We start from the raw sequence: 24,216 nt of genomic DNA on the forward strand, positions 1-24,216 counted from the left end.
GTGCACGGGCCTTTTTAAGGACGGGCTGATTGGGTCAGGCCCCTTCCTTGACCTCCGGCACTACGGTCTCCGGCAGAGGCTCCGGATCATCGGTCGTCGGCACTGCCAGACGGGTGGTGTTTTCGATCAGGATGCCCGTGTCTTCATCGCGGACGATCTCTTCGCCACGCAGGACCTTTTCGATCTCTTCGCCGCTCAGGGTTTCGACCTCCAGCAGGGTCTTCGCCAGACGATGCAGATTGTCGAGATTTTCGGTCAGGATGCGTTTGGCCTCGTCATAGCCGCTCTGCACCAGACGCTTGACCTCGCCATCAATGGTCTGAGCCGTCGATTCCGACACGTCGCGGCCAAAGGCCCCATGCTCGTCCTCAGCGTCCTTGTAGTTGACCAGGCCCAGCGCGTCCGAATAGCCCCAGCGCGTGACCATAGCCTTGGCCAGACGGGTCGCCTGCTGGATATCCGATGAGGCACCCGACGTGATCTGATCCTTGCCGAAGATCAGTTCTTCGGCGACACGGCCGGCCATCAGGATGGCCAGACGCGAGGTCATCTGCACATAGTTCTGCGAATAGCGGTCGCCTTCCGGCAATTGCATGACCATACCCAGCGCACGGCCGCGCGGAATAATGGTCGCCTTGTGCACCGGATCGGCTTCGGGAGCCTTGAGCGCCACAATGGCGTGACCGCCTTCGTGATAGGCCGTCAGCTTCTTTTCGGCTTCGGACATGGCCATCGAGCGGCGTTCAGCCCCCATCAGCACCTTGTCCTTGGCGTCTTCAAAATCCTTCATGGTGACCAGCTTGCGGTCCTTGCGCGCCGCCATCAGAGCCGCTTCGTTGACCAGATTAGCCAGATCGGCCCCGGAGAAGCCCGGCGTACCGCGCGCCACCACCTTGACATCGACATCGACGGCCAATGGCACATTGCGCATGTGCACGCGCAGGATGGCTTCGCGACCGGTCAGGTCGGGGTTCGGCACCGTCACCTGACGATCGAAGCGGCCCGGACGCAGCAGGGCCGAGTCAAGCACATCCGGACGGTTGGTCGCGGCGATGATGATAATGCCTTCCTGAGCCTCAAAGCCGTCCATCTCGACCAGCAACTGGTTGAGGGTCTGTTCGCGCTCATCATTGCCGCCGCCGTGACCGGCACCGCGATGGCGACCCACCGCGTCGATTTCGTCGATAAAGATGATGCACGGCGCGTTCTTCTTGGCCTGTTCGAACATGTCACGCACGCGCGAGGCCCCAACGCCGACGAACATTTCCACGAAGTCCGAACCCGAAATCGAGAAGAAGGGCACGCCCGCTTCCCCGGCCACAGCACGGGCCAGCATGGTCTTACCCGTCCCCGGAGGACCAACCAGCAGCGCGCCTTTCGGGATCTTGCCGCCCAGCTTCTGGAACTTGGTCGGGTCTTTCAGGAAATCGACGACCTCCTGCAATTCTTCCTTGGCCTCATCGACGCCCGCCACATCGGCAAAGGTGACGCGGTTCTTGTGCTCGGTCAGAAGGCGCGCCTTCGACTTACCGAAGCCCATGGCCCCACGACCGCCGCCCTGCATCTGGCGCATGAAAAACAGCCACAGGCCGACAATCAGCAAGATCGGCAGCAGGCCCGACAGCAGCGACACCAGAAACGGCGTCGTAACGGTCTTCATATTGACCTTAACATTCTTGGAATCGAGCCAGTCCGCCGTATCGCTGTTCGGATAAGGAATGACGACCTTATGCTTCTGCTTGTTGGTGTCGGTGACCGTGGCCTGATCGCGGTCGATCTCGACCGCCACGATCTGACCCGCATTGACCTGTTCCTTGAGCACCGAATAGCTCATTTCCTTCGGCGCGTTCTGGTACGGGGCCTTGCCAACGACGGCATAGCCGACCAGCAGAACCGCCAGAAGAATCCCGACAATCGTCAGAGCACGAAAATTCATACGTTTCCTCACATGCGGTCTGGGCGACCGCGGGTCCTCACATGCGGTCAGGACGACCGCGGGTCTCATATGCGGTCAGGACGACCGCGGGTCTCATATGCGACCAGGACGGCCGCAGGTCTCAACAGCAGCGCGAAGCCGTCCGTGTCTGGAACCTATATAGTAGGCTCTTTAACGCTACGCTACCGGCTCTCCGCAGGAAAACACGGGATGAACCGCTTCGGATTCGCAGCGGATCAGTCCCAATGCCGCCCGCAACCGGTTGTAAATCACGTCTTGCAAGTCTCCTGCCCCCAGAAGGCGTACCGTCTGCCCCGTCTTCACCACCGGCATGGCCGCGCGCACGGCGGGCGGCAGAGCCTTAAGACGCAGGCGATCTTCCGGGGGCAGAGCATTGAGATAGCCTCCCGCCGGCACGATTTCGGCCTCAAGCGCATAAGGGGGCAATCGGTATCGCCCGTCCCAGATATCGCCGATGCGCTGAGGCTTTGCCCCATTCCGGGTCAGGTCGCCGGGCTCGCGACAGATCAGCCAGCCACCGTCATGGGCGGCGATGCGCGCCCCGCACAGGGTGAAGCGCTTGCGGCCAGCGGCAGCTCCGGCAAGGATGCGGTCAATTTCGGCCTGACGCGGCAGTTTGTCCCCGCCCCCGGCGCAGACGATCAGCGCGGAGAGAAGGGCAGCCGACGGCAGGTCGGGCCGTTGAAAATAGGCCCCCGCGGTGCGTCCGGTCACCGCTATTGGCTCCGGCGCAACGGGGTTGGCGTCGCGCTGATGCTCCGCAAGAACAGGTTTCACCCCCTGTTGGCGGACCCGCGCCCGCAGATAGGCCGGATGGGTATTGGCCGGGTCATCGACATAGGCCACCCCCAGCGCGCTCAGCCACTCACGCAGCCGCGCCCGACCGATGCCCAGCAGCGGGCGCAGGTAAAACACGCCCTCCCCCTCCGGCCAGAAGGGGGCAGGAGACCACGGTTTCGGCGAGCCGACCGTCGAGCCTTCGGTACGCATGGCCGCGGCTTCGGCCACGTCATCGGCATTGTGCCCCAGACACAGGACGCGGATGTCTTTCGCCCGAGCCGCATCAAGGATCAGATGATGCCGCGCCCGGCGCGCCGCCGCCTGAAGCCCGGTCTGCGGTTTTTCGCCTTCCCAACGCAGGACGCTAACCGGCACGCCCAGTTCGCGCCCCAGCGCTTCGACGCCCTGCGCCCAGTGGGCACCGAGCGGGTTGATACCATGATCGACCGTAAAGACCTCCAGCGGTCGTTGCCCCCACAGCCACAGCAACAGGAGCAGGGCCACGGAATCACCGCCCCCGGAAACGGCCACACCGACAGGCCGGTGCGCCGGACCATCAAGGTAGGTCGCAAAACGCGAAAGGCTTGCGGCAAGGTCCGGAAAAGCCTCCAGACTGACCACAAGCCTCGCTCTTAAATCCGGACTGATTAGCTGCACTTGCCCTTGGTCGCCAGCGCCTTGGCCTGCGACTTGATGGCCGCCGACGCGCCCGCTGCATAGCGCTTGTTAAACTCGGCCAGCGCGACGCAGGACTTGGCCGAGTCGGTTTGCGACAGGGCGTTCGCGAGTTTCACCGTGGCTTCGGGGGCCCAGCTCGTCTTGGGCCAGCCCTTGAGCGAGGTGGCATAGGCGGCGACCGAACCGGACACATCGCCCTTGACCGTGCGGATTTGCCCCAGACGGAACCACGCCTCAGCCGCCTGTGGAGCGCTGGTCCACTTGGTCGTAAACTCGGTGAAGGCGCGCTCGGCGTCGTCCATATTCCCGTTGGTCAGCAGGTCATAGGCCTGATTAAAATCGCCTTCGGCCGTGCCCGTGGTGGGCGGGGGCGGCGGCGGGCCAGCCAGGGCCGCATCGACATCCTTCAGATGCGCTTCGACCAGATCGAGACGTTGCACCAGCGTGCCGATACGCGCCTCAAGGCCGGTGATCTTCTCATTGGCCTTGCGCGCCGCGAAACCGGCTTCCTCGATCTGCGACGTCAACTGGGTGATCTGCTGCGCCTGATCATCCACCTTGCGCGACAGGATTTCCACCGTCGCCTGAAGCGCCACAACCTCGGGGTCGGGCTCGATCAAAGCGGGCGGTCCGGCATTCTTGCCCGTCTTGCCCTCATAATTGGTGATGGCGCGTTCCAGCTTGCGGACATTGCGGTCCAGGCGCTCCAGACGCTTCTTGTCCCACTCGACCGGCGGCGACTTGTCGTCCGCTTCGCTCTGGTCGATGGAAAAAAGCTGGGCATGCGCGGGCGTCGGCGCGGCCACATCGAATGCAGCCGCCGTGGCAAGGGCGATCGTCAGGGCGGAAAGAGTGGCCTTTAAACTCTGGCGGGTCATGCGTGTCCTGAAACCTGTGGGGCGCGTCCTCAAATACCTGACGAGCGCGCCTCAGATGTCAACCATTTTTGTGACGGTTTCCATCGTGACGGCGCAGTCCGGCAAAATTAAGACGCCGGATGTGACCAGAGAGCGGCATCTCATGACACCCCCTACATAGACGCAAGCGGAAAAGGCCATAAAAAAACCCCGTCAAAGTGACAGGGTTTTTCGCCTTATTTCGCAGCGGTCAGCTTGTCATTCTGAACCCAGCCGACATTGTCGTTGTCGTCCATGACTTCCCACCACATGCCGTCCTTGTTCCCGGTCGGATAAAGGAGCAGATCCTTCGGCAAGGCGCGGATCATCTTGCCAGTCGTCGCCGGCGTAGCGCGCAGGCTGGTCGGCGTCATCACGACAAACGAGCGCTGCGGTGCGGCCGCCTTCCCCCCAATGTCGAGTCCACCCATCTCCTTGACCATGTTGGTGTAGGTGACGATGAAGGCCTGGGTGACAATGCGACCTATTTCGGTGTCTTCGTAGCCGCCGCCGACCGCACCGGCAAAACCGACGCCCCCGCCCACGCCCCAGGTCAGGTCATTCTTGGCAGCGCTGCCTTCGAACGAGTTGGATTCCGAGGTGCGGACATCCGTCAGGGACAAAACCGTATTGGCCTCAAGCTTTTTGGTACGGAAACCGCCGATGACGGCTCCAGCCCGACCACCGACCATGCCGCCGATAATACCGGCCGCCCCACCGCCACCGGTGTTGGAGTCCGCCGCCGCAACCTCTGCCACCAGCACGAAATCGGCGGCCTTGATCTGGTTTTGGCCGACATTGGAGCCGGCCTGAAGCCCGATCCCGGCGGCCAGATCACGCTCGCGCTGAGCAGCGTTCATACCGGCCCCGCGATCAACCAGCGAGAAACAACCCGACTTCTGCACGATCACCCGCAATAACTTTTGCGGCGGCGCCAGATTGTTTTGCGCCCAACCGCGCTCATCGTCACCGTTGACGATGGAGATTGTGCCCAGTTTCTTGGTGCATTTCGGGATTGAGTCCATCATGCTGTTCTGGGTTTGCTGGACCTTGGATGGCTTGGCCGTCTGAGCCATGCCTGCAACCGGCACGACCAGAGCCGCCAGCGCGACGGCGCTTAAACATCTGTGCATATCTTACCCCCTGGAATGAATTGTCGGGATGGTGTTCTGATGACGGTCATCTGCCCCAAGCGAATACGCGACTCTGGGCGAGGCGACACGAACTCTACGCCCTTGCGATAGCAGGCGACACGGATCGCGGCAAGCCTGAGAGCGGCCCCTCCCCTGTTCGGGGTATGAAAAAGGGCCCGGCGAACCGGACCCTTTTCTGTCATTCGGCGCTTGCCGTCGGAACGCTTATTGCGCGCCCTCGGTGATAGCCGTGTGGGCGTTACGGTTTTGCGACCAGGCTTGTTCGTCGTCACCAGTCGCAATCGGGTTTTCCTTACCGTAGGAGATGGTCGAGATGCGCGCCGGTACCACACCCTTTGCGGTCAGGTACTGCGACACGGTCTCGGCGCGACGCGCCCCAAGAGCGAAGTTGTATTCACGGGTGCCGCGCTCGTCGGCATTGCCTTCGATGCGGATCTTCACGGCCGGATAGCGAACCAGCCAGGCCGCTTGCTTGTCCAGCAGGGCCTTGGCGTCTTCGCGCAGCGACGACTGGTCGAGATCGAAGAAGACGCGGTCGCCGACATTGACGACGAAGTCCTGCTGCGAACCCGGAACCGGGCCGGTCGGCGGCAGCGGAGTGGTGTCAGCGGCGGGCGGCGGCGTATAGGCCGGGGCCGGGGTCGGCTGTTCGGCGACGGCCGGCGGGGGCGTCACGACTTCTGGCTTCTTACCGGCGCAGGCCGCCACCGAAAGCGTGGCACAGGCCAGCAGAGCGAGTTTGAATACAGACTTGGTCATCGAAAAACCCCTTGTTGGAACAATTGTAAAGTTGACGGAAACAGCAAGCCATTTCCTGAGAAAATGAATGGTCCTACTTTTCCGCCTCAAAACGGATTTGTCAAACCCTTAACCCACATTTAGTTACGCTGTGTAACAGTCTTGTGGCAGAGATGTTGCGACGGCGCGATCACAGTCTTCAAAAAGCAGTGTTGTGGCAAAAATTACGCGCGCAAAATGGGAATATAGGCGGGCAAAAATCAGTTTTCGGTAGGTAAAGGGCCTACCGATGCGGCAGGCCCTGCGGTTTCCCGTCTATTTCAGTCGCGGTGACCAGGCCGGGTCGGACGCGCCGCCCGCATAGGGTACCGGACGCTCGATACGCCCCGAAGCCTCAACCATCCACAGCGATGGCAGCGATCCCGGCGGCTCACGGAAGAACATGATGTAGCGACCATTGGGGGCCCAGGTCGGCCCTTCTTCGAGGAAGGAGGAGGTCAGCAGCTTCTCATTGCCGCCACCGGCATCCATCACGCCGATCGAGAAGCGGCCCCCGGACTGCTTGGTAAAGGCGATCTTGTCGCCCTTTGGGCTGAATACCGGCGTCGAATAAACACCGCCGCCAAACGAGATACGGCGCACGCCCGTACCGTCGGCATTCATGGCGTAGATTTGCGGCGAACCGCCCCGGTCAGAGTTAAACACAATGGTCGATCCATCCGGTGAGAAGGACGGCGAGGTGTCGATACCCGGATCGGTGGTGACACGGCGCGTGGCCCGCGTGCGCAGGTCCATTACATAGATGTCGGTATTGCCGCCCTGCGCCACCGAATAGGCCAGCTTGGTCCCATCGGGCGAGAAGCGCGGCGCGAAGACCATGCCCTTGATCTGTCCGACGGCCTCCTGACGGCCCGTTTCGATGTTGAAGACATAGATGCGCGCGGAATCCTCGCGCAGCACCATATAGGCCACTTCCTGCGAGTCAGCGGAAAAACGCGGTGTCATTACCTTATAGGAGCCATCCGTCAAATAGGAGGGATTGGCCCCGTCCTGATCCATGATGGCCAGACGCTTGACGCGCTTACCCTTGCCACCGCTTTCCGCGACAAAGACGATGCGGGTGTCGAAATAGCCCTCTTCGCCGGTCAGCTTTTCATAGATGGCGTCGGCGATCTTGTGCGCGATGCGGCGCCAGTTTTCCGGCGTTGCCGTGACCGACTGCCCCAGAAGCTGCTTCTCCGAAAAAATATCCCACAGGCGGAAATCGACCTGAAGACGCCCCTCGGCATCGACGCGCGCGACACCATTGGCCAGCGCCTGCGCATTGATGGTCTTCCAACTGGCAAAGGTCGGCGTGGCGTCGATGCCGACGCTCTGCTCGATGAAGGCGTTGGGGTCGATCGGCTTGAAGAAGCCCGACCGTTCCAGGTCCGACATGACCACCTTGGTGATCTTGTCCCCAAGATCGGAGCCGCTCGACTCGATGTCGATGCCGATAGGCAGGGGGGCGATCACGCCCTCATTGACCTCAGCACGGATCGGCGCCTGCGCGAAAGCGGCCAGAGGGGCCGCCGCTATGGCAAGCCACGTCCCCAAGGCGACGGCGGCGATTTTTAAGGGTTTCATATGGGGCCTCCCGTTATGCGCCTGCGCAGGCCTTCTGCGCGTTGAAGGTGATTTCCAGAGGTTGATTGTAAAGTCCGTCGGGCAGATTGTCGTACAACTCACCCTTTTTGACCGCGGCCTGTGCACGACCGGCGGCCGCTTGCCACACCGGATCGTTGCGGGGATTTTCCCACTCCGGCCCCTTGATCACACGGCCATTCGGCGAAATGGTGAAGGCAATGACGGCGCGCACCTGATTACCGCCCGGCACATCGCAGTTGGGCGACCACAGACGTTGCAGCTTCGCCGTCAGCGCGTTCAAGGCCGGCCCTGTATCCGCCGCAGCGCTCCCCCGCGCCGAAGACCCGTCGGTGGGTGTGCGCGTCGGCCGCGCGGGGGTGCGCGTGTTCGACTTGGGCGGCGACGACTTCATCTGCGACAGAGAATCGAGGTCAAGCGTCTGAGGCTTCGGCTTCTGCATCCCCTTGGGGTCCGGTTTGGCCGGGGCCGGTTTCACCGGTTCCAGCTTCTTCGGCTCAGGCTTTTTGGTGTCCTTCTTCACCTCAGGCACCGGCTGTTTCGGCGCCGGAGGTGTCGGGACCGGTTCTGGCTCAGGCGTCGGCACGGGCTCAGACGGTGCGGGCTCCGGTACCGGCTCCAGCACGGCCTGCTCATCCTTGGGCGCGGCAGCCATCGAGCGTTCAGGCAGTTCGGCCACGACCTGCACCGGCACCGACACCACCGGCTTGGCCTCCGGCAGGGTGTTCCAGTTGAGGAAGGCAAGCGCCAGCACACCCGCGTGCAGGAGAAGCGAACCGATAAGGGCGCGACCCATCTTCATGGTTACGGTGCCGCCTCCCCGGCCGGGGCCGGTTTCTGCGTCTTGCCGAGGTTTTCGGTGAGGAGATTGATCTTGGTAAAGCCCGACGTGGACAGACGCGCCATTACCTTGGCCACCGTCTCATAGGGCGCGGTCCCTTCGGCACGCACATAGATCGGCTTTGAGGTGTCGTTGTCGGTCATAGCCATCAGGCGCGGCGTCAACTGATCGAAGGTGGCCGCATCGTCCATGACAAAGAGCGCACCGTCACGCTGGATCGACACCGTGATAGGATCGCCCTCATCCTTCAACGCCGCTGCCTCGGTCTTGGGCAGTTCGATCTTGATGCCGGAGGTCAGAAGCGGCGCCGAGATCATGAAGATGATCAGCAGCACCAGCATGACATCGACCATCGGCGTGACGTTGATTTCCGCCAGCGCGCCACGACGCGCCCGCCGCCTGCCGCGCCGGCGTCCACCGCCTGTGCCTGCATTACCCATTGCCATGTGCGTGCCCCTCTCAGCGACCGGCCAGCTTGCCGCCGAGGCGACCGGTGACGGACACCATCAGTTCATCGGCAAAGCCTTCGAGGCGGCCCACAAAACGCGCCACCTTGGCATTGTAGAGGTTGAAGAAGATATAGGCGGGAATGGCCGCGCCCAGACCGATGGCCGTGGCGAACAGGGCTTCGGAAATAGCCGGGGCGACCGTGGCCAGATTGGTGTCGCCCTGAGAGGCAATGGCCGAAAAGGCGTTCATAATGCCCCAGACCGTGCCGAACAGGCCGATAAAGGGGGCCGCGGTAGCGACCACGGCCAGGAGGCTGAGGCCATCTTCCATGGCGTCGGCCTCGGTCGAAATGACATGGTTCAGTTCGCGATCGACGCGCGACAGAAGCAGTTCGCCTTCGGGAGCGGAAATGCTCTTGCCCTTATATTCGCTCCACGCTGCCGTCACCGTCACCAGCAGCTTTGGAAAGGGCGCGGTCGGCTGGGTACCGTGCTTGGCGGCGATGTCCTCAAGCGCGCGTCCGGAGGCCAGCTCTGCTTCAAAGCCCGCCGCCTCCTTGTTCAGCTTGGCCAGTTTGAAGCCCTTTTCGATGATAATCGCCCATGACCACAGCGACCCGAGCGCCAGAAGAAGCATGACGCCCTTCACAACCCAGTCGGCCCGCAGGAACAGGTCGATAAAGCTGAGGGACTCGGCGGCGTGGGCGGCTTCCATGAACAACTCCTGAGGCAATAGGCGCGATTGACCCTAGCTTAACCATGCGACCAAATTTTTAAAGGCGCAAAATGGGTGTTTTTTACAGGGCCGTGGCACCTCACCCACAGGCTTGGCATCCTGACATAGGTTTGGCGACATTAATGTGGCGCTCTTGGCATAAAATTCCGGAAAATCCGGAAGCCTCAGTCAAACAGATCGCCGGTCGAGGGGGCAATCGAGCCATTGGCCGGCGGATTGAGCCCCAGATGCATGTAGGCCCGTGCGCAGGCCATGCGCCCGCGCGGCGTGCGCTGGATAAAGCCCTGCTGCATCAGATAAGGCTCGATCATGTCTTCGACGGCGTCGCGCGCTTCGGCAATGGCGGCGGCGATGGTTTCCAGCCCCACCGGCCCGCCATTATAGTTTTCGATCATGGCCGTCAGATAGCGGCGGTCGAGCTGATCGAGCCCAGACGGATCGACCTCAAGCCGGGCCAGCGCGCGCGAAGCGACTTTTCTGTCGATGACTTCGGCCCCTTCGGCGGTGGCGAAGTCGCGCACCCGGCGCAGCAGACGTCCGGCGACGCGCGGCGTACCGCGGGAACGCGAGGCGACTTCAAAGGCCCCGTCCTCGCTCATCACCGCGCCCATCTTGCGCCCGGTGCCCATGACCACGCGCACCAGCTCTTCGGGCGTGTAGAACTCCAGCCGTAGCGGGATGCCGAAACGGTCGCGCAGCGGCTGCGACAACAGGCCCGCCCGTGTCGTCGCCCCCACCAGCGTGAACGGCACCAGATCGATTCGCACCGTGCGCGCCGCCGGACCATCGCCGATGATCAGGTCCAGCACATAGTCTTCCATGGCCGGATAGAGGATTTCCTCCACCTGCGGGCTCAGGCGGTGGATTTCGTCGATAAACAGCACATCATTGGGTTCGAGATTCGACAGGATGGCCGCCAGATCACCGGCCTTGGCCAGCATGGGGCCGGACGTCGCACGAAACCCGACCTTGAGTTCCTTGGCCACAATCTGCGCCAGCGTGGTCTTGCCCAGACCCGGCGGACCATAAAACAGCACGTGATCCAGCGCTTCCTTGCGCGCCGCAGCCGCCTGCACAAAGACCTTGAGATTGGCCTTGAGGGGGGCCTGCCCCACAAAGTCATCAAAGCTCTGCGGGCGCAGGGCGCGGTCGGAGGCAAAGGCTTCGACCTCGTCGTCCGTCGGTTCGCCGGAAATGATACGCGCCATGAGTTATCCTTAATAACGCGCGGCTTGATCCCAAAACCGCTTCACACTTTTGGGGCCGCGCTTAATTACTTACCAATCAACTTCAGAGACGCCCGGATCACCGCCGCCAGTTCGGCTTCAGGGCCCAGTGCCTTCACCGCCGCTTCGACTGCCTGCCGCGACTGCGCCTCGGGAATGCCCAGCCCCATAAGGGCGGCCACACTCTCGCCGTTGAGACTGACCGCCGGCCTCACCGAGGCCAGAACCACGCCTGGGGCCATGGGCACAAAGGCCTCCCCGACCGCCAGCGCCTTGCCCTTCAGTTCGATCACGATGCGCTGAGCCAGCTTGGGCCCCACCCCGTTGGCTTTGTTGACCTTGGTCTTGTCTTCGTGCGCCACGGCCAGGGCCAGTTCGTGTGGCGTCAGTATATCAAGCACCGACAGCGCCGCCTTGGGCCCCACACCCTGCACGGTCAGAAGCTGCTGAAAGGTCTTGCGTTCATCCTTCGACAGAAAGCCATAGAGCCGCGTGCCGTCTTCGCGCGTCTGGCTCTCGATGTGCAGGATCGTCTCCTGACCATTGCCGGGCAGGTTGGCCAGGGTGCGCACGCCGCACTTGACGATATAGCCGACCCCCATCACCTCGATCAGGGCTTCGTCCTCTTCGATTTCCAGCAGAATACCGCGCAACCGTCCGATCATGCCGCCGCCCCTTTCTTAAGGGGTCGCGCCCCTGCTCCCGAAAACCGCTCCCCACTTTTCGGGGTGCGCTCCAGCATCCTGTGCTTGCGCTTATGCGCGTGGGTCACCGCCACGGCCAGTGCATCGGCCATATCGGCAGTGAGACCGTTTTCCGCCGTCGCGGCGCGCGGCAACAGACGCTTGATCATAAACAGGATCTGATCCTTGTCGGCGCGCCCCGCCCCCACCACGGATTTCTTGACATCCAGCGCCGCGTATTCCGCCACGCTCAGACCCGCCTGCGCCGGGGCCAGCATGGCGGCCGCGCGCGCATGGCCGAGTTTCAGCGTCGAGGCGGGGTTCATATTGACAAACGTCTCTTCAATCGCCGCTTCTTGCGGACGATACTGAAGGATGACCTTGCCCAGTTCTTCGAACAGATAAAGCAGGCGCACCGACAGTTCGGCCTTTTCTTCGGGCAGGATGACGCCGTGCGCGACCCAGTTCAGCCGCGCCCCTTCGACGTCCAGAATCCCCCAGCCGAGGCGGCGCAGGCCGGGGTCGAGACCGATAATGCGAATCCTGTTGTTCTGCATTCGTTCAGCATTACCCCTTCGCCGCGCCCTGTGCAATCGGCAATTCTTGCCGTCGCCCAAGGTGTTCAGTCCCGGCGATTGATGGGTTGGATCGGGTCTGAACCGTGGCCTGAAATCTGCACCGACAGGCATGAACGGAACCAAAATCAGGCTTTGAGCGGTGGTCCTGCCCCAAACTGGCGCAGGAAGCGATTGTCAAGAACACCGGCTTGGGGTTAAGGTTTATCAATGTACGGTTAATGGGGGTTATGGACATGGCGGCACACAAGGGACATTCCCGCGCCAATGCAGGCCTGTTTATCGGTGTTGCCATTGCGGCCGGGGCTGCGGTGGCCTTCGCGCTGATTAACGGGGGCGCTCCCCTGTCCGCCGGGCTGTATCTCGCCGACTGGGTCAACTGGGTGCGTATCACGCCGTCCATGTCCGGCCTGCTGGCTCTGGGCCTTGTCGGCCTGCTGGTGGGGGTTGTCGGCACGGTGGCCAGTCTGATGGTGCCCCGCCGCAAACCCGCCCGACGCGCCCCAGTCGAAGCGGTGGCTTCGGCACCGATCTCCGAAATCGCGCCGGAAATCCTGGAAGCTCCGACCCCGGCCGCGCCGCTCACGCCGCAACTGGTGGCCGATAATACGCGCAAGGCGTCACTGCGCTTCGAAGCCCCGCTCGACTCTGCGCCTGTGCCTGTTGTGCCCACGATTCTTGCGGAGCCCACGGCTGAGCCTGTAGCGCAGGCCCCGTCCGAACCCTTGCCCAGCGCCGAAATCATCCCCTTCCGTCCGGAAGCTGCGACCGAAACCGCCCCCGAGCCGATAGCGGCGGTCGCCGAAGAGGCCGAAGCCGCACCCGTCGAAGTCCTACCCGTCGAAACCCCGGTCGAAGACGTACAGGCTGTGGTGAGCGATCCCATCGCCGCCGCCCTGCTGCACGAAGGGCCGGAAGCCCGCACGGCACCGGAGGCGGCGCCGGACATCAACGCCGTTATCCATTCGGCCATGCGTTTTATCGACAAGCCTGATCCGACCTCGGTCACCAGCGTCGAGGAGGTGCACGCCGTGCGCGCGCAGGAGGTCCATTCCGACGCCCCGCCGCGCGTGGCCAGGCCTGAACTGATCAGCGAACTGATGACCGATACGCCGATCAAATCGACGGCGGAGTATAAGGCCCTGTCGGAAGCCCTTTCGGATAGCGGAACCTTTGCAGACAACGCCCCCCTGCTTGATTCCGTGGTTCTGGAATCGGCACCGGTCGAATCCCGGCCGGTATCCGACCCTCATCCGGTCAGAGAGGTCGCGCCCGAAATCACGCCCGTGGCCGAAACCGTTGCGGAGCCTTTGCCGGCCGCTCAGGTCGTGACCCCCGATCCGCAGCCTGTTGATCCGCAGGCCGAGATTAACCGCGCCCTGACGGCGGCCCTCACCCACTGGCCCGATGCCACGCGCGACATCGCCGAAGGGGAACTGCGTGTGCGTCTCGGCCAGCTTTATCACGACAGCGCCCTGCAAAGCCGCGAAGCCTTTGCCCGCATCACTCAGGGCGATCTGAGCGGCGGCGCGGCGGTCATGGCGCAGGAGGCGCAGGCCTTTGCCGATGCCCGTCTGCCGGAAAAGGCCGCCGAGCTATGGCGTATCTATGGCGCCCTGCACATGGGCCGCGACGATACGGCGGCCATGCACGCCTATGAGCAGGTGTCGGCCCTCGACCCCGCCGACGGCAATATCCACATGTACCTCATCCACCGCTATCGCATGGCCAATGAGACGGGCAAGCTGCTCCCGGTGTTGGGTCGGGCGCTGGGCATCGTCGCCGATCGCGATACGCGCCTTGACCTGCTGACGCAGTTTGCCGACCTGACGCAGACGGGCGGGCACCTGAGCCACACGGCGCAGGCGCTCGAGGAGCTGAGCCGTATCCGGGGCGAACTCTCTGCCGAAGACCCCGACAATCTCCAAAAACGCTCGGCTTTGGCCATCGCTCTGGCAAAGCAGGCGCAGGTGCGTGAACTTATGGGCGACGGGCCGAAAGCCGCCCCGCTCTACCAGCACGCCCACCGCGTCTTCGCCGAACTGTCGGCGCGCGTGCCGGATCATGCAGGCCTCAAGGCCATGGCCGAAAATGCCCGCCGCGACGCCGAACGCCTCAGCGCCTGACGCGGTAAAGGACGCTTCCCGGCAAAGACAGCTTGAAATCTTATAACTGAACGCCGTATGGCGGGCGTCAAAGCCGTGTGTCCGGCTTATACCCACGGTCATTGAAATGGCTCTGGGAATGCCTTTCTAGTGAGACTTGCCTGATGCCTGCCTTGCCCCCCGGTCTGATGACCGTGCTTTTGCTGATCGGTTCCAACGTCTTCATGACCTTCGCCTGGTATGGCCATCTCAAGGTCAAGCATGAAAAGCTCTGGGTCCTCATTCTCGTCAGTTGGGGCATCGCCTTCTTTGAATACTGCCTGATGGTCCCGGCCAACCGTATCGGTTATGGCGTCTTCTCGGCGGCCCAGCTCAAAACCATTCAGGAGGTCGTCACCCTGTCGGTCTTTGTGCTGTTTTCGGTCTTCTATCTGGGCGAAGCGATCCGCTGGACGCATATTGTCGGTTTTACCCTGATCGCGCTGGGGGCCGGGTTCATCTTCTATAAGGGGTGATGCGGGGAAGCGACACCGACAAAAAACGTCACATTCTAAGGCTTTGACTCAGACGGCATCTGTGCCACTATAGACGTTAACCATATTTTTGCGGCCGCATTTCGAGGGATAGGTATGAAACGCGCATTGGTAATCATGGGGGGTTTTGCGCTGATGGGTGGGCTTTCGGCCTGTGAACCCGGTGGTCCCCGTTACGACTATGTGGATGCGCGTACTCAGGCGCAGCGCGCCGATGCCTGCGTGGCGCAGTTTGAACCGAACGGCACGGCGCCGCAGGTGATGACTTACGACTCCCAGAGCAAGACCGAAGTCCATATGAATCAGGATGGCAAGTTGGTCACCGTCACGGCCCAGAACAAGCCCGACTCGACCTCGCTCGGTATGGAAGGCAAGGTCGGCGGCTCGCGTCCGGTGTCCTGCACCGACGCCACCGTGGCGCGCGGCCGTACCGACATCCCCAAGGACTACCCCAAGAAGTCGGATGGCTGGTGGTGGAAGAAATAGGCTGCCCGCAGGGCTGAGCCTCAAGAGCGTCCGGTTCACGCCGGACGCTTTTTGATTTACGCCCTGCGTCCGACAGGGGTGGCGTCAGAGGGTGGCGCAGCGACAGATTATCTAAGTGCTTTTTTATGTATCCGGCGTGCATAAAGCCGGTGGCGGAGGCCGTTACACAGGGTCCGTCAGGTTTGCAGTATTGATTGACAGGATAGTCCTTTGCGTCTGGCGGCTCCGGCCTTGATGGCATTTACCTGGTTGGCAGGACAGGCGACGGCCCAGACACCCGCTCAGCCCGTGACCGAGGCACGCACCGCGCCGACGCCCCCGGCTACCGGTGCCCCGGTGATCGACACGCCGATCATCAGCGACGACGATTTCGAAAAGGCCCTGCCCTCCCTGAGCGCGCCTGCCCAGACATCGCCTGCCCAGACGTCGCCTGCCCAGACATCGCCTGCCGGCACGCCGCAACCGACGGTTCCGGCGACAGCGGCACCTCCCCCTCCACCATCGGGGGTTAGCGAACCGGATCCCTCTGCGCAACCGACAGAGTTGCCGCCGCTGACGCCCGCCGACGACCCGGCCCTGACCGCCGCCCTGCCGCCACTCGACAGCTTCAACCCCGATGCCGCCCCCGTCATCCTGAGCGAAACCCGGCAGGCTGCGCCCGCCATTCGCTACGATCTGCACGTCGATGGCCTGGCGGCGCTGGGCCTCGAAAATCGTTTCAAGGATCTCAGCGCCCTTCAGTCCGGCAAGGGCGAAGCGGCCAATGCCGCCATGCTGCGCGCCCGTCTGACCGAGGATGAGCAGACGGCGCTGCGCCTGCTGAAAGGCGAAGGCTATTACGACGCCGTGGTCGTGGCACGCATCGAATCCCCTATCCTGCAACCGGGCGAGAGCCTTCAGGACGCAACCGGCCGCACTCAGGGTCGGGCGCAGGTGCGCGTCTCGGCACGGGCCGGGGAACGCTACACCCTGTCGTCAGTGACCGTGAAGGCCGATCCCACCGAACCACCCACCCTGATTACGGACAATCTGCCGCTGAAGGTGGGCGATCCGGTGGACGCCACCCTGATCAAGTCCGCCGAAGCCAATGTGGCTCTGGTCCTGCCGCAGCAGGGCTATCCTTTTGCCGAGCTGGGCCTGCGCGACGTACTCATCGACCCGCAGACGCGCACCGGCGACTATACCCTGCCCGTCACCACCGGCCCGCGCGCCCGCTTCGGGGCTATTCGCTCCGAGGGGCAGCGTCAGGCCTTTGGCGATGACCATGTGCGCGTCCTGTCGCGCTTCGACAGCGGTGACCTGTACGACAGCCGTCAGATGGACGATCTGCGTCAGGCCCTGTCGGCCACCGGCTTGTTCGCCTCAGTGGCCGTTGAACCGGTCCTGACCGAGCAAAAGAACCCCGATGGCACGGCGGTCGTCGACCTGAAGATTACTCAGAATGCGGGACGCCCGCGTACACTGGCCGGAGATATCGGCTTTTCCACCGGTCAGGGCCTGCGCACCGAACTCAACTGGACGCACCGCAACTTCCGCCCGCCCGAAGGCGCGCTGATCGCCTCGGTCATTGCCGGAACGCAGGAACAGGGCCTTGGCGTCTCCTTCCGGCGCTCCAACGCCAAACGCCGCGACCGCACCTTTCAGTATGGCGCCGCCTTCAATAATCAGGCCTACGATTCCTACGAGGCGCAGACCATTTCGCTCAGCGTGAATGTGTCGCGCGTTTCGACACCTTTGTGGCAAAAGCGCTGGACCTGGTCCTACGGGGCCGAGGTGCTGGCAACGCGCGAAACCGGCTTTTCCAAGCGACGCAATGCCAATGTGCAGGATGACTACTTCTACGCCTCGGTGCCGTTGAAACTGAATTACGACCGCTCGGACAATCTGCTCAATCCGGTGCGCGGCTGGCGCGCCGGCGTGCAATCGACGCCGACCGTGTCGCTCAACGGGGGTGGGGGCAATTTCATCGCCAATGTCGCCAGCGCCACCTTATACCGCCAAGTCAGCCCAAAGGTCGTTCTGGCGACGCGGGCACAGGTCGCCTCCATCGCCGGAGCCGAAACCTCGAAAATCGCCCCGTCGCGGCGTCTCTATGCCGGGGGCGGCGGCTCGGTACGCGGCTTCGGCTATCAGGAACTGGGGCCGCGCGACCCGGCCAATAACAACAATCCGATCGGCGGGCGCTCTTCGGTCGAGCTGGCCTTCGAAGCGCGCTATCGCACCGGCAATATCGGTATCGTGCCGTTCGTCGATGTCGGTCAGGTCTATGACAAAGAGTTTCCGCAGTTCTCCGACCTGCGTTTTGGCGTCGGCATCGGGGCGCGCTACTATACCAATTTCGGGCCTATTCGCATCGACATCGCCACGCCGATCTCACGCCGCGACGGGGAATCGCCCGTCTCTCTCTATGTCGGTATCGGGCAGGCCTTCTGATGACGCAGAACCCGACCCCCGACACGCCTGAAACGGCAAAACCGGCGACCGAGGCACAGGACCACGCGCGTCCGGAAACGGACGACACCCTGCCACCACCGGAGCGTCCCGCCCCGGTGCGCACGCCGTTTACGTGGCGCAAGGCGCTGATGTGGACCGGGGGTGCGCTGGGCGGCCTGCTGGTACTGGGCGGGATCGGCGTGGCCGCGCTCGACAGCGCGCCGGGCAAGCGGTTTATCGTCTCTCAGATCACCGGCCTCAAGCCCGATAACGGTCTGAGGGTCGGTGTCGGGCGCATCGACGGCTCGATCTATGGCGATTTCACCATCCACGACCTGATCCTGTCCGATGCGCAGGGCGTCTTCCTCAAAAGCCCGGCGGTGCGGCTCAACTGGCGGCCCTTTGGGTTGCTGAACAAGCATCTGGATGTGCGCGAACTGTCGTCGCCGCGCGTCGAATGGCTGCGGCAACCCGCCCTGAGCGAAACGGCCAAAACCACGCCGTCCGAACCCTTCACCCTGCCCGATCTGCGCATCGACGCCGAAAAGGTCGATATCAGGGCCCTCTATCTGGCCCCGCCGGTGACCGGAGACGCCCAGACCCTGAACCTTAGCGGCACGGCCCATCTGAAAAACAGGCGCGCCCTGATCGACGCCCGCCTGAGCGGCGATCGCGGTGATCGCGCCGTCCTGACGCTCGATGCGCAGCCCGATGCCAACCGCTTTGACCTGAGTGCGGCGGTCGATGCCCCGAAGGACGGTGCCATTACGGGACTGGCCAGACTGGAGACGTCTCTGACCCTGCGGCTGGAGGGTAAGGGCGACTGGAAGGCATGGAACGGCCGCCTCAGCGGCACGGCGGGGGAACAGCCTCTGGCCGATCTGAGTCTGACGGCGCGTGACGGCCTGTTCGGTGTGAAGGGCACGGCGCGACCGCAGGCCATCGTGCCGCCGCTGTCGGACATGCTGTCCCCGGCCGTCCGTGTCGATCTTTCGACCACATTTAAAGACCGCGTCGCCGATGGCACCCTGGCTCTGGCCGCCGATGCCCTGACTCTTAATGCCAAAGGTCGCGTCGATCTGGGAAAAGGGGCGTTCGGTGATCTGACGATCAACGCCGCCCTGCTCAAACCCGCCAATATCGCCAAGGGACTGAACGGCAAGGATATTGTGGCAAGCGTGCGTCTGGATGGCGCGTTCAAACGCCCGCTGATCGACTATAAGCTGTCGGCCGGCAGTATAGGCTTCAATGACGTTGTGGTGCATCAGTTGCGCGCCGAGGGCAAGTCGCGGCTCAATGGCGACCATATCCTGATCCCGGTCAAGGCCTCGGCCAGACACATGACCGGGTTGAATGCGGCGGCGGAGTCCCTGGTCAGCAATATCACGATTAATGGCGATCTGGCCTGGTCGGACGGCCTAATCCTGTCGGACAATCTCAAAATCCGCTCGGACAAGATCAATGGCACGGCCATCATCCTCGCTCAGCCGTCGGAGGGCCGTTACGAGGGCGCTCTTAAGGGGCGTATCAACCAGTATCTGGTCGATGGCGTGGGCCTGTTCAATCTGGTTGTCGATGCCGATCTGCGTCAGCTCAAGGCCGGCGGCTTCGGCATTGTGGGCAAGGTCGATGGCGAAAGCCTGCGCCTCGACAATGGCGGCCTGAAGTCGTTTTTTGGCGGCAATTTCAAATTCTCCGGCGCGATGAACACCACCGCCAATGGCGATGTCATCCTGCAACGCCTGACCCTGACGGCGCCCGATTTCCGCCTGACCTCGGCCAGCGGCCGCGTGTCGAAAGGGCGGCTCGATTTCAAACTGGCGGCGCAGTCGGCAAAATACGGGCCGTTGAGCGCCGACGCCGGGGGGACATTGAAGGCCCCCACCCTGACCCTGCGCGCGGAAAAGCCCGATCTGGGACTGGGGCTGCAACAGGTGGTGGCGCGTCTCAATACCACGCCGCAAGGCTATGCCATTACGGCCGAAGGCGGCTCGAAGTATGGCCCGCTGAAGGCGGACGTGGTGGTGCTGAAAAGCGACGGCCCGCTGGCCATCGACGTGCGCACGGCGCAGGTGGCGGGCTTCAGCGCGCAGGGCCGCGTGGTGCAATCGACCAGTGGCCCCTTTACGGGTACGCTGAACCTGACCGGGCGGGGCATCAACGGCACGGCGCGTCTGCTGGCCTTTGACGCCGTGCAGGGCGCGCAGGTCTCGGCCCGCGCCAACAATGCCCTGCTGCCCGGCGCGGCCGAAATCCGCATCGGGCGCGCCATTATAGAGGCCACGGCGCGCCTGGACGACCAGCCGACCCTCAAGGGCGATGTGCAACTGGCCGACGTGATCTATGGCCAGACCTACGTCGAAAAGGCCCGCGCCCGCATCGACCTCAAAGGGATGCGCGGCACGGTACAGATGATCGCCAATGGCGATGCCGGTACCGCCTTCAACCTCGCGGCCAATGCGCAGGTGTCACCCGATGACGCCCTGATTGCCCTGTCCGGTCGCGCCGGTCAGGTGCCGTTTGCGCTGGAACGCCCCGCCCGCGTCGTGCGTCAGGGTGAGGACTGGGTGCTGACCCCGGCGGTGCTGATGACGGCGCAAGGCAAGGTCAATCTGGCCGGACGTTTTGGCGAGGTCCTCCGCGCGCAGGCGCAGTTTGATCGCTTTGACCTCAGCATTCTCAATCTCATCGACCCCAATCTGGGGGTCAATGGCACCGTGTCCGGCGGGCTCGACTACACCCAACGCGGCAAGGCCTTTCCACAGGCGCAGATGCAGCTCAGCTTCAATAATCTGACGCGCACCACCATTGCCCGCGTTTCGACGCCGCTGGACATCCAGATGCAGGCGTCCCTGAGCGAAAACCGTTCCGAGGCGCGCGGCCTGCTGCGGCAGGGCACGGCCGATATCGGTCGCTTCACCCTCAGCATCGACCCGCGCGGGGACGGCGCGTGGACGCAGCAGTTGCAAAGCGGGGCCGTCTCCGGCGGCCTGCGCTTCAACGGCCCCTCCAGCGTGCTGTTCTCACTCGCCGGTCTTGGGGATCAGCAGATGACCGGCAATGTGGCGCTGGCCGCCGACCTGTCGGGCACACTGCGCCAGCCCCGCCTCAACGGTCTGGTGCGCGGCAACGGCCTGACCTATGAGCACCTGACCTTCGGCACGCGCATCAGCGATATCGCTCTGGAAGGCCGCTTCTCCAATGACCGGCTGGAGCTGCAAAAGTTCGAAGGCCGCGCCGGAGACGGTCGCGTCTCGGCCACCGGCTTCGTGGGTCTGAGCGCCGATGACAACTTCCCGCTCAAGCTGAATGCGAAACTCGATAATGCACGGCTGGCGGCGTCTGACGCGCTGGCCTCAACCGTGTCGGGTACGCTCGATGTCACCAATGATGCGCAGAACGGCCCATGGATTCGCGGCAATCTTAACCTGCCGGAATTCCGCTATCAGGTCGTCTTCCAGGGCGCTTCGAAGGTCGATGAGCTGGAGGGCGTGCGGATCAAAGGCGCGCGTGTCGTGGAGCGCAAGACGACTCACGTCGCCCCCACCCTGTGGAACCTCGATATCCGCCTGCGTGCCGACAATCAGATCTTCGTTTCCGGTATGGGGCTGGAGTCGGAATGGAAGATGAACCTCAACGTCGGCGGCACCACGCGCGACCCGCGCGTAGTGGGGCGGCTCAATGCCTTGCGCGGTACCTATGCCTTCTCCGGGCGCGAGTTTGAACTCGACAAGGGGGAAATCACCTTCGACGGCGGCAGCCTGACCAATCCGGAAATCGCCCTGACCGCCACCACCAAGGTCGGCGACATGACCGGCACCATCGGCGTGTCGGGCCGGGCCCAGAACCCTCAGATTGCCTTCGGCTCCAGCCCGGCCCTGCCGCAGGACGAGGTGTTGTCGCGCCTGCTGTTCGGACAGAATGTCGGCAATCTGTCGGCGACGCAGGCCCTGCAACTGGCGGCCTCGCTTCAGGCACTTCAGGGGGGCGGAGGTCTCAACCCGCTGGGCAAGCTGCGCTCGGTGACCGGCATCGACCGCCTGCGCGTGCTGGGGGCCGACGCCTCGACGGGCCGTGGCACAGCGCTGGCGGCAGGTCAGTACCTGACCAATGACATCTATGTGGAAATCGTCACCGATACGCGCGGCTTTACGGCAACCCAGATTGAGATTGCCCTGTCGCGCGTCCTGTCGGTCCTTACACAGGTCGGCTCCACGACGGGCACCAGCGTCAATCTCCGATACTCGCGGGACTATTAGAGCGATGTGCGGAAAAGTGTGAGCGGTTTTCCGCAAAAACATCGCAACAAAACAAAAATTTAGAGCGAAATGGTGCTTCCACCTAAAGGCATTTCGCTCTAGCGGGATAATTTCTCAAAAAATTATTCCGCTCAAGCCGCCATTGAGGCGGCGGCCAAGGTGGCGAAGCCGCCGCCGGGCGAGGGCTCAAACCAAAGCTGGCTCTTATGTTTCTGTCAGAAACATAAGAGCCAGCCTTTCCTAAAATAGCGTGCTGCTGTAGAGGCCTGTGCGAACCGCCTTGCGCTGCAAAACGCGCGGCCCTCCCCCGTCTCTACTCTGTAAGTCCTGTATGATCCGCCTCGACAATATCAGCAAGCAAAACGGCCACCAGATTCTGTTTATCGACGCCTCCATGGGCGTGCAGAAGGGCGAAAAAGTCGGGCTGGTCGGGCCGAACGGCGCGGGCAAAACGACGCTGTTTCGCATGATCACCGGGCAGGAACCGCCCGATGACGGTCAGGTGTCGATAGATGCCGGCATGACCATCGGTTATTTCAGTCAGGATGTCGGCGAAATGTCCGGCCAGAGCGCCGTAGCCGCCGTGATGGATGGCGTCGGCCCGGTGAGCGCGCTGGCCGCCGAAATGGCCGAGCTTGAGGCCGCCATGGCCGACCCGGATCAGGCCGACAATTTCGACGCCGTTATCGAGCGCTATGGCGAGGTGCAGGCGCGCTTTGAGGAACTGGACGGCTATGCGCTGGAGGCGCGGGCGCGCGAAGTGCTGGCGGGCTTAAGCTTCAGTCAGGAGCGCATGGACGGCGATGTCGGGCTTTTGTCCGGCGGCTGGAAGATGCGCGTCGCCCTGGCGCGCATCCTGCTGATGCGGCCCGACGGTATGCTGCTCGACGAACCGTCGAACCACCTCGACCTCGAAAGCCTGATCTGGCTGGAAGCCTTCCTGAAAAACTATGACGGCGCGCTGCTGATGACCTCGCACGACCGCGCCTTCATGAACCGCATTATTGGAAAGGTCATCGAAATCGACGCCGGTTCTCTGATTACCTATTCCGGCGATCTCGACTTCTACGACCAGCAACGCGCTCTGACCGAGGCACAAAGGCAGGCGCAGTACGAGCGCCAGCAGGCCATGCTGGCCAAGGAAATCAAGTTTATCGAGCGCTTCAAGGCGCGCGCGTCCCATGCGGCGCAGGTGCAGAGCCGCGTCAAAAAGCTCGACAAGATCGAGCGCGTCGAAGCGCCGCGCCGCCGTCAGTCGGTACAGTTCGAGTTTCGCAGTCCCCCGCGTTCGGGCGACGACGTGCTGAACCTGCGCGACGTACACAAAAGCTATGGCGACCACGCCATCTACAGCGGGCTCGACTTCAAGGTCCGCCGCAAGGAACGCTGGTGCGTGCTGGGGGCCAATGGTGCGGGCAAGTCCACCCTGCTCAAGCTGGTGGCCGGGGATACCACGCCCGACAAGGGCACGGTCACCGTCGGAGCCAGTGTGAAGATGGGTTATTTCGCTCAGCATTCGATGGACCTGCTCGACGGCGAAGAGACGATTTTCGAATCTCTGGAAGGCGCCTTCCCACAGGCCCCTCAGGGCGCGCTGCGCACCCTGGCCGGATGCTTCGGTTTTTCCGGTGACGATGTCGAAAAGCCCTGCCGGGTGCTTTCGGGTGGCGAAAAGGCACGGCTGGTCATGGCGCGGATGCTGTTTGATCCGCCCAATCTTCTGGTGCTCGACGAACCGACCAACCACCTCGACATGGTGACCAAGGAAATGCTGGTTGCGGCGCTGGCCGATTTCGAAGGGACCATGCTGTTCGTCTCACACGACCGTCACTTCCTCGCGGCCCTGTCCAACCGCGTGCTGGAGCTGACGCCCGACGGCGTGCACGAATATGGCGGCGGCTACACGGAATATGTGGCGCGCACCGGTCAGGAAGCGCCGGGCCTGCACCCCAACGGGTAATGTTCAGCGGAACACGCCGTAACCTCCGGTTAACCCTGTCGTTTACCGGAATGTTCACGCGAGTCGGATAGCATGGTTACTTC

Annotated in this window: 18 protein-coding genes; 6 read left to right on the forward strand and 12 right to left on the reverse strand. The window is 63.0% G+C overall.

Going from position 1 to position 24,216, the window contains the following annotated elements; all coding sequences use genetic code 11:
* Positions 1-34: 34 nt before the first annotated feature.
* The 12 genes from ftsH to ruvC all read right to left on the reverse strand — a co-directional run bounded on the left by ftsH (position 35) and on the right by ruvC (position 12,339).
* Positions 35-1,936, reverse strand: coding sequence for an ATP-dependent zinc metalloprotease FtsH (gene ftsH / locus PQU94_RS09925; RefSeq protein WP_272741309.1), 1,902 nt, complete (start codon positions 1,934-1,936; stop codon positions 35-37).
* A 177-nt stretch (positions 1,937-2,113) separates the two neighbouring features.
* On the reverse strand, positions 2,114-3,358 hold the full coding sequence (gene tilS, locus PQU94_RS09930; protein WP_272741310.1) for a tRNA lysidine(34) synthetase TilS: 1,245 nt from the start codon (positions 3,356-3,358) through the stop codon (positions 2,114-2,116).
* A 26-nt stretch (positions 3,359-3,384) separates the two neighbouring features.
* Positions 3,385-4,293: a tetratricopeptide repeat protein gene (locus PQU94_RS09935; RefSeq protein ID WP_272741311.1), complete on the reverse strand. Its 909-nt coding sequence runs from the start codon at positions 4,291-4,293 to the stop codon at positions 3,385-3,387.
* 215 nt (positions 4,294-4,508) lie between these two features.
* Complete coding sequence (locus tag PQU94_RS09940; RefSeq protein ID WP_272741312.1) at positions 4,509-5,444, reverse strand: CsgG/HfaB family protein; 936 nt, start codon at positions 5,442-5,444, stop codon at positions 4,509-4,511.
* A 225-nt stretch (positions 5,445-5,669) separates the two neighbouring features.
* Entirely contained in the window at positions 5,670-6,224 is a 555-nt protein-coding gene (gene pal, locus PQU94_RS09945) for a peptidoglycan-associated lipoprotein Pal (protein WP_272741313.1), read from the reverse strand.
* A gap of 294 nt (positions 6,225-6,518) precedes the next feature.
* Positions 6,519-7,829 (reverse strand): Tol-Pal system beta propeller repeat protein TolB, encoded by a 1,311-nt coding sequence (tolB, locus tag PQU94_RS09950; RefSeq protein ID WP_272741314.1) that lies wholly within the window; start codon positions 7,827-7,829, stop codon positions 6,519-6,521.
* A gap of 13 nt (positions 7,830-7,842) precedes the next feature.
* A complete protein-coding gene (tolA, locus tag PQU94_RS09955) occupies positions 7,843-8,649 on the reverse strand; it encodes a cell envelope integrity protein TolA (RefSeq protein WP_272741315.1) in 807 nt (268 codons plus the stop codon).
* 2 nt (positions 8,650-8,651) lie between these two features.
* A complete protein-coding gene (locus PQU94_RS09960) occupies positions 8,652-9,134 on the reverse strand; it encodes an ExbD/TolR family protein (RefSeq protein ID WP_272741316.1) in 483 nt (160 codons plus the stop codon).
* 13 nt (positions 9,135-9,147) lie between these two features.
* A complete protein-coding gene (locus PQU94_RS09965) occupies positions 9,148-9,852 on the reverse strand; it encodes a MotA/TolQ/ExbB proton channel family protein (RefSeq protein WP_272741317.1) in 705 nt (234 codons plus the stop codon).
* Between the two features lie 185 nt (positions 9,853-10,037).
* A complete protein-coding gene (ruvB, locus tag PQU94_RS09970; RefSeq protein ID WP_272741318.1) occupies positions 10,038-11,081 on the reverse strand; it encodes a Holliday junction branch migration DNA helicase RuvB in 1,044 nt (347 codons plus the stop codon).
* Between the two features lie 65 nt (positions 11,082-11,146).
* On the reverse strand, positions 11,147-11,764 hold the full coding sequence (ruvA, locus tag PQU94_RS09975; protein WP_272741319.1) for a Holliday junction branch migration protein RuvA: 618 nt from the start codon (positions 11,762-11,764) through the stop codon (positions 11,147-11,149).
* Complete coding sequence (ruvC, locus tag PQU94_RS09980) at positions 11,761-12,339, reverse strand: crossover junction endodeoxyribonuclease RuvC (RefSeq protein WP_272741320.1); 579 nt, start codon at positions 12,337-12,339, stop codon at positions 11,761-11,763. The genes ruvA and ruvC overlap by 4 nt, the downstream gene beginning before the upstream one ends.
* A 254-nt stretch (positions 12,340-12,593) precedes the next feature.
* Here ruvC and PQU94_RS09985 point away from each other — a divergent pair, with 254 nt between their 5' ends.
* The 6 genes from PQU94_RS09985 (at position 12,594) to PQU94_RS10010 (ending at position 24,133) form a co-directional block, all read left to right on the forward strand.
* On the forward strand, positions 12,594-14,483 hold the full coding sequence (locus PQU94_RS09985) for a tetratricopeptide repeat protein (RefSeq protein ID WP_272741321.1): 1,890 nt from the start codon (positions 12,594-12,596) through the stop codon (positions 14,481-14,483).
* 143 nt (positions 14,484-14,626) lie between these two features.
* Entirely contained in the window at positions 14,627-14,977 is a 351-nt protein-coding gene (locus PQU94_RS09990; protein ID WP_272741322.1) for a DMT family protein, read from the forward strand.
* 114 nt (positions 14,978-15,091) lie between these two features.
* The gene (locus PQU94_RS09995; RefSeq protein WP_272741323.1) at positions 15,092-15,481 is read left to right on the forward strand and encodes a hypothetical protein; all 390 of its coding nucleotides are present in this window, start codon (positions 15,092-15,094) and stop codon (positions 15,479-15,481) included.
* Positions 15,482-15,691: 210 nt separating this feature from the next.
* Positions 15,692-17,914 carry a BamA/TamA family outer membrane protein gene (locus PQU94_RS10000; RefSeq protein WP_272741324.1) on the forward strand — a complete coding sequence of 741 codons (2,223 nt, stop codon included), beginning with the start codon at positions 15,692-15,694 and terminating at the stop codon, positions 17,912-17,914.
* The gene (locus tag PQU94_RS10005) at positions 17,914-22,173 is read left to right on the forward strand and encodes a translocation/assembly module TamB domain-containing protein (protein WP_272741325.1); all 4,260 of its coding nucleotides are present in this window, start codon (positions 17,914-17,916) and stop codon (positions 22,171-22,173) included. Before PQU94_RS10000 ends, PQU94_RS10005 begins: the two co-directional genes overlap by 1 nt.
* A 331-nt stretch (positions 22,174-22,504) precedes the next feature.
* The gene (locus PQU94_RS10010; protein ID WP_126420829.1) at positions 22,505-24,133 is read left to right on the forward strand and encodes an ABC-F family ATP-binding cassette domain-containing protein; all 1,629 of its coding nucleotides are present in this window, start codon (positions 22,505-22,507) and stop codon (positions 24,131-24,133) included.
* The last annotated feature ends 83 nt before the right edge of the window (positions 24,134-24,216 follow it).

The sequence above is a fragment of the Asticcacaulis currens genome, assembly GCF_028550395.1.
In the GTDB taxonomy this organism is placed as follows: domain Bacteria; phylum Pseudomonadota; class Alphaproteobacteria; order Caulobacterales; family Caulobacteraceae; genus Asticcacaulis; species Asticcacaulis currens.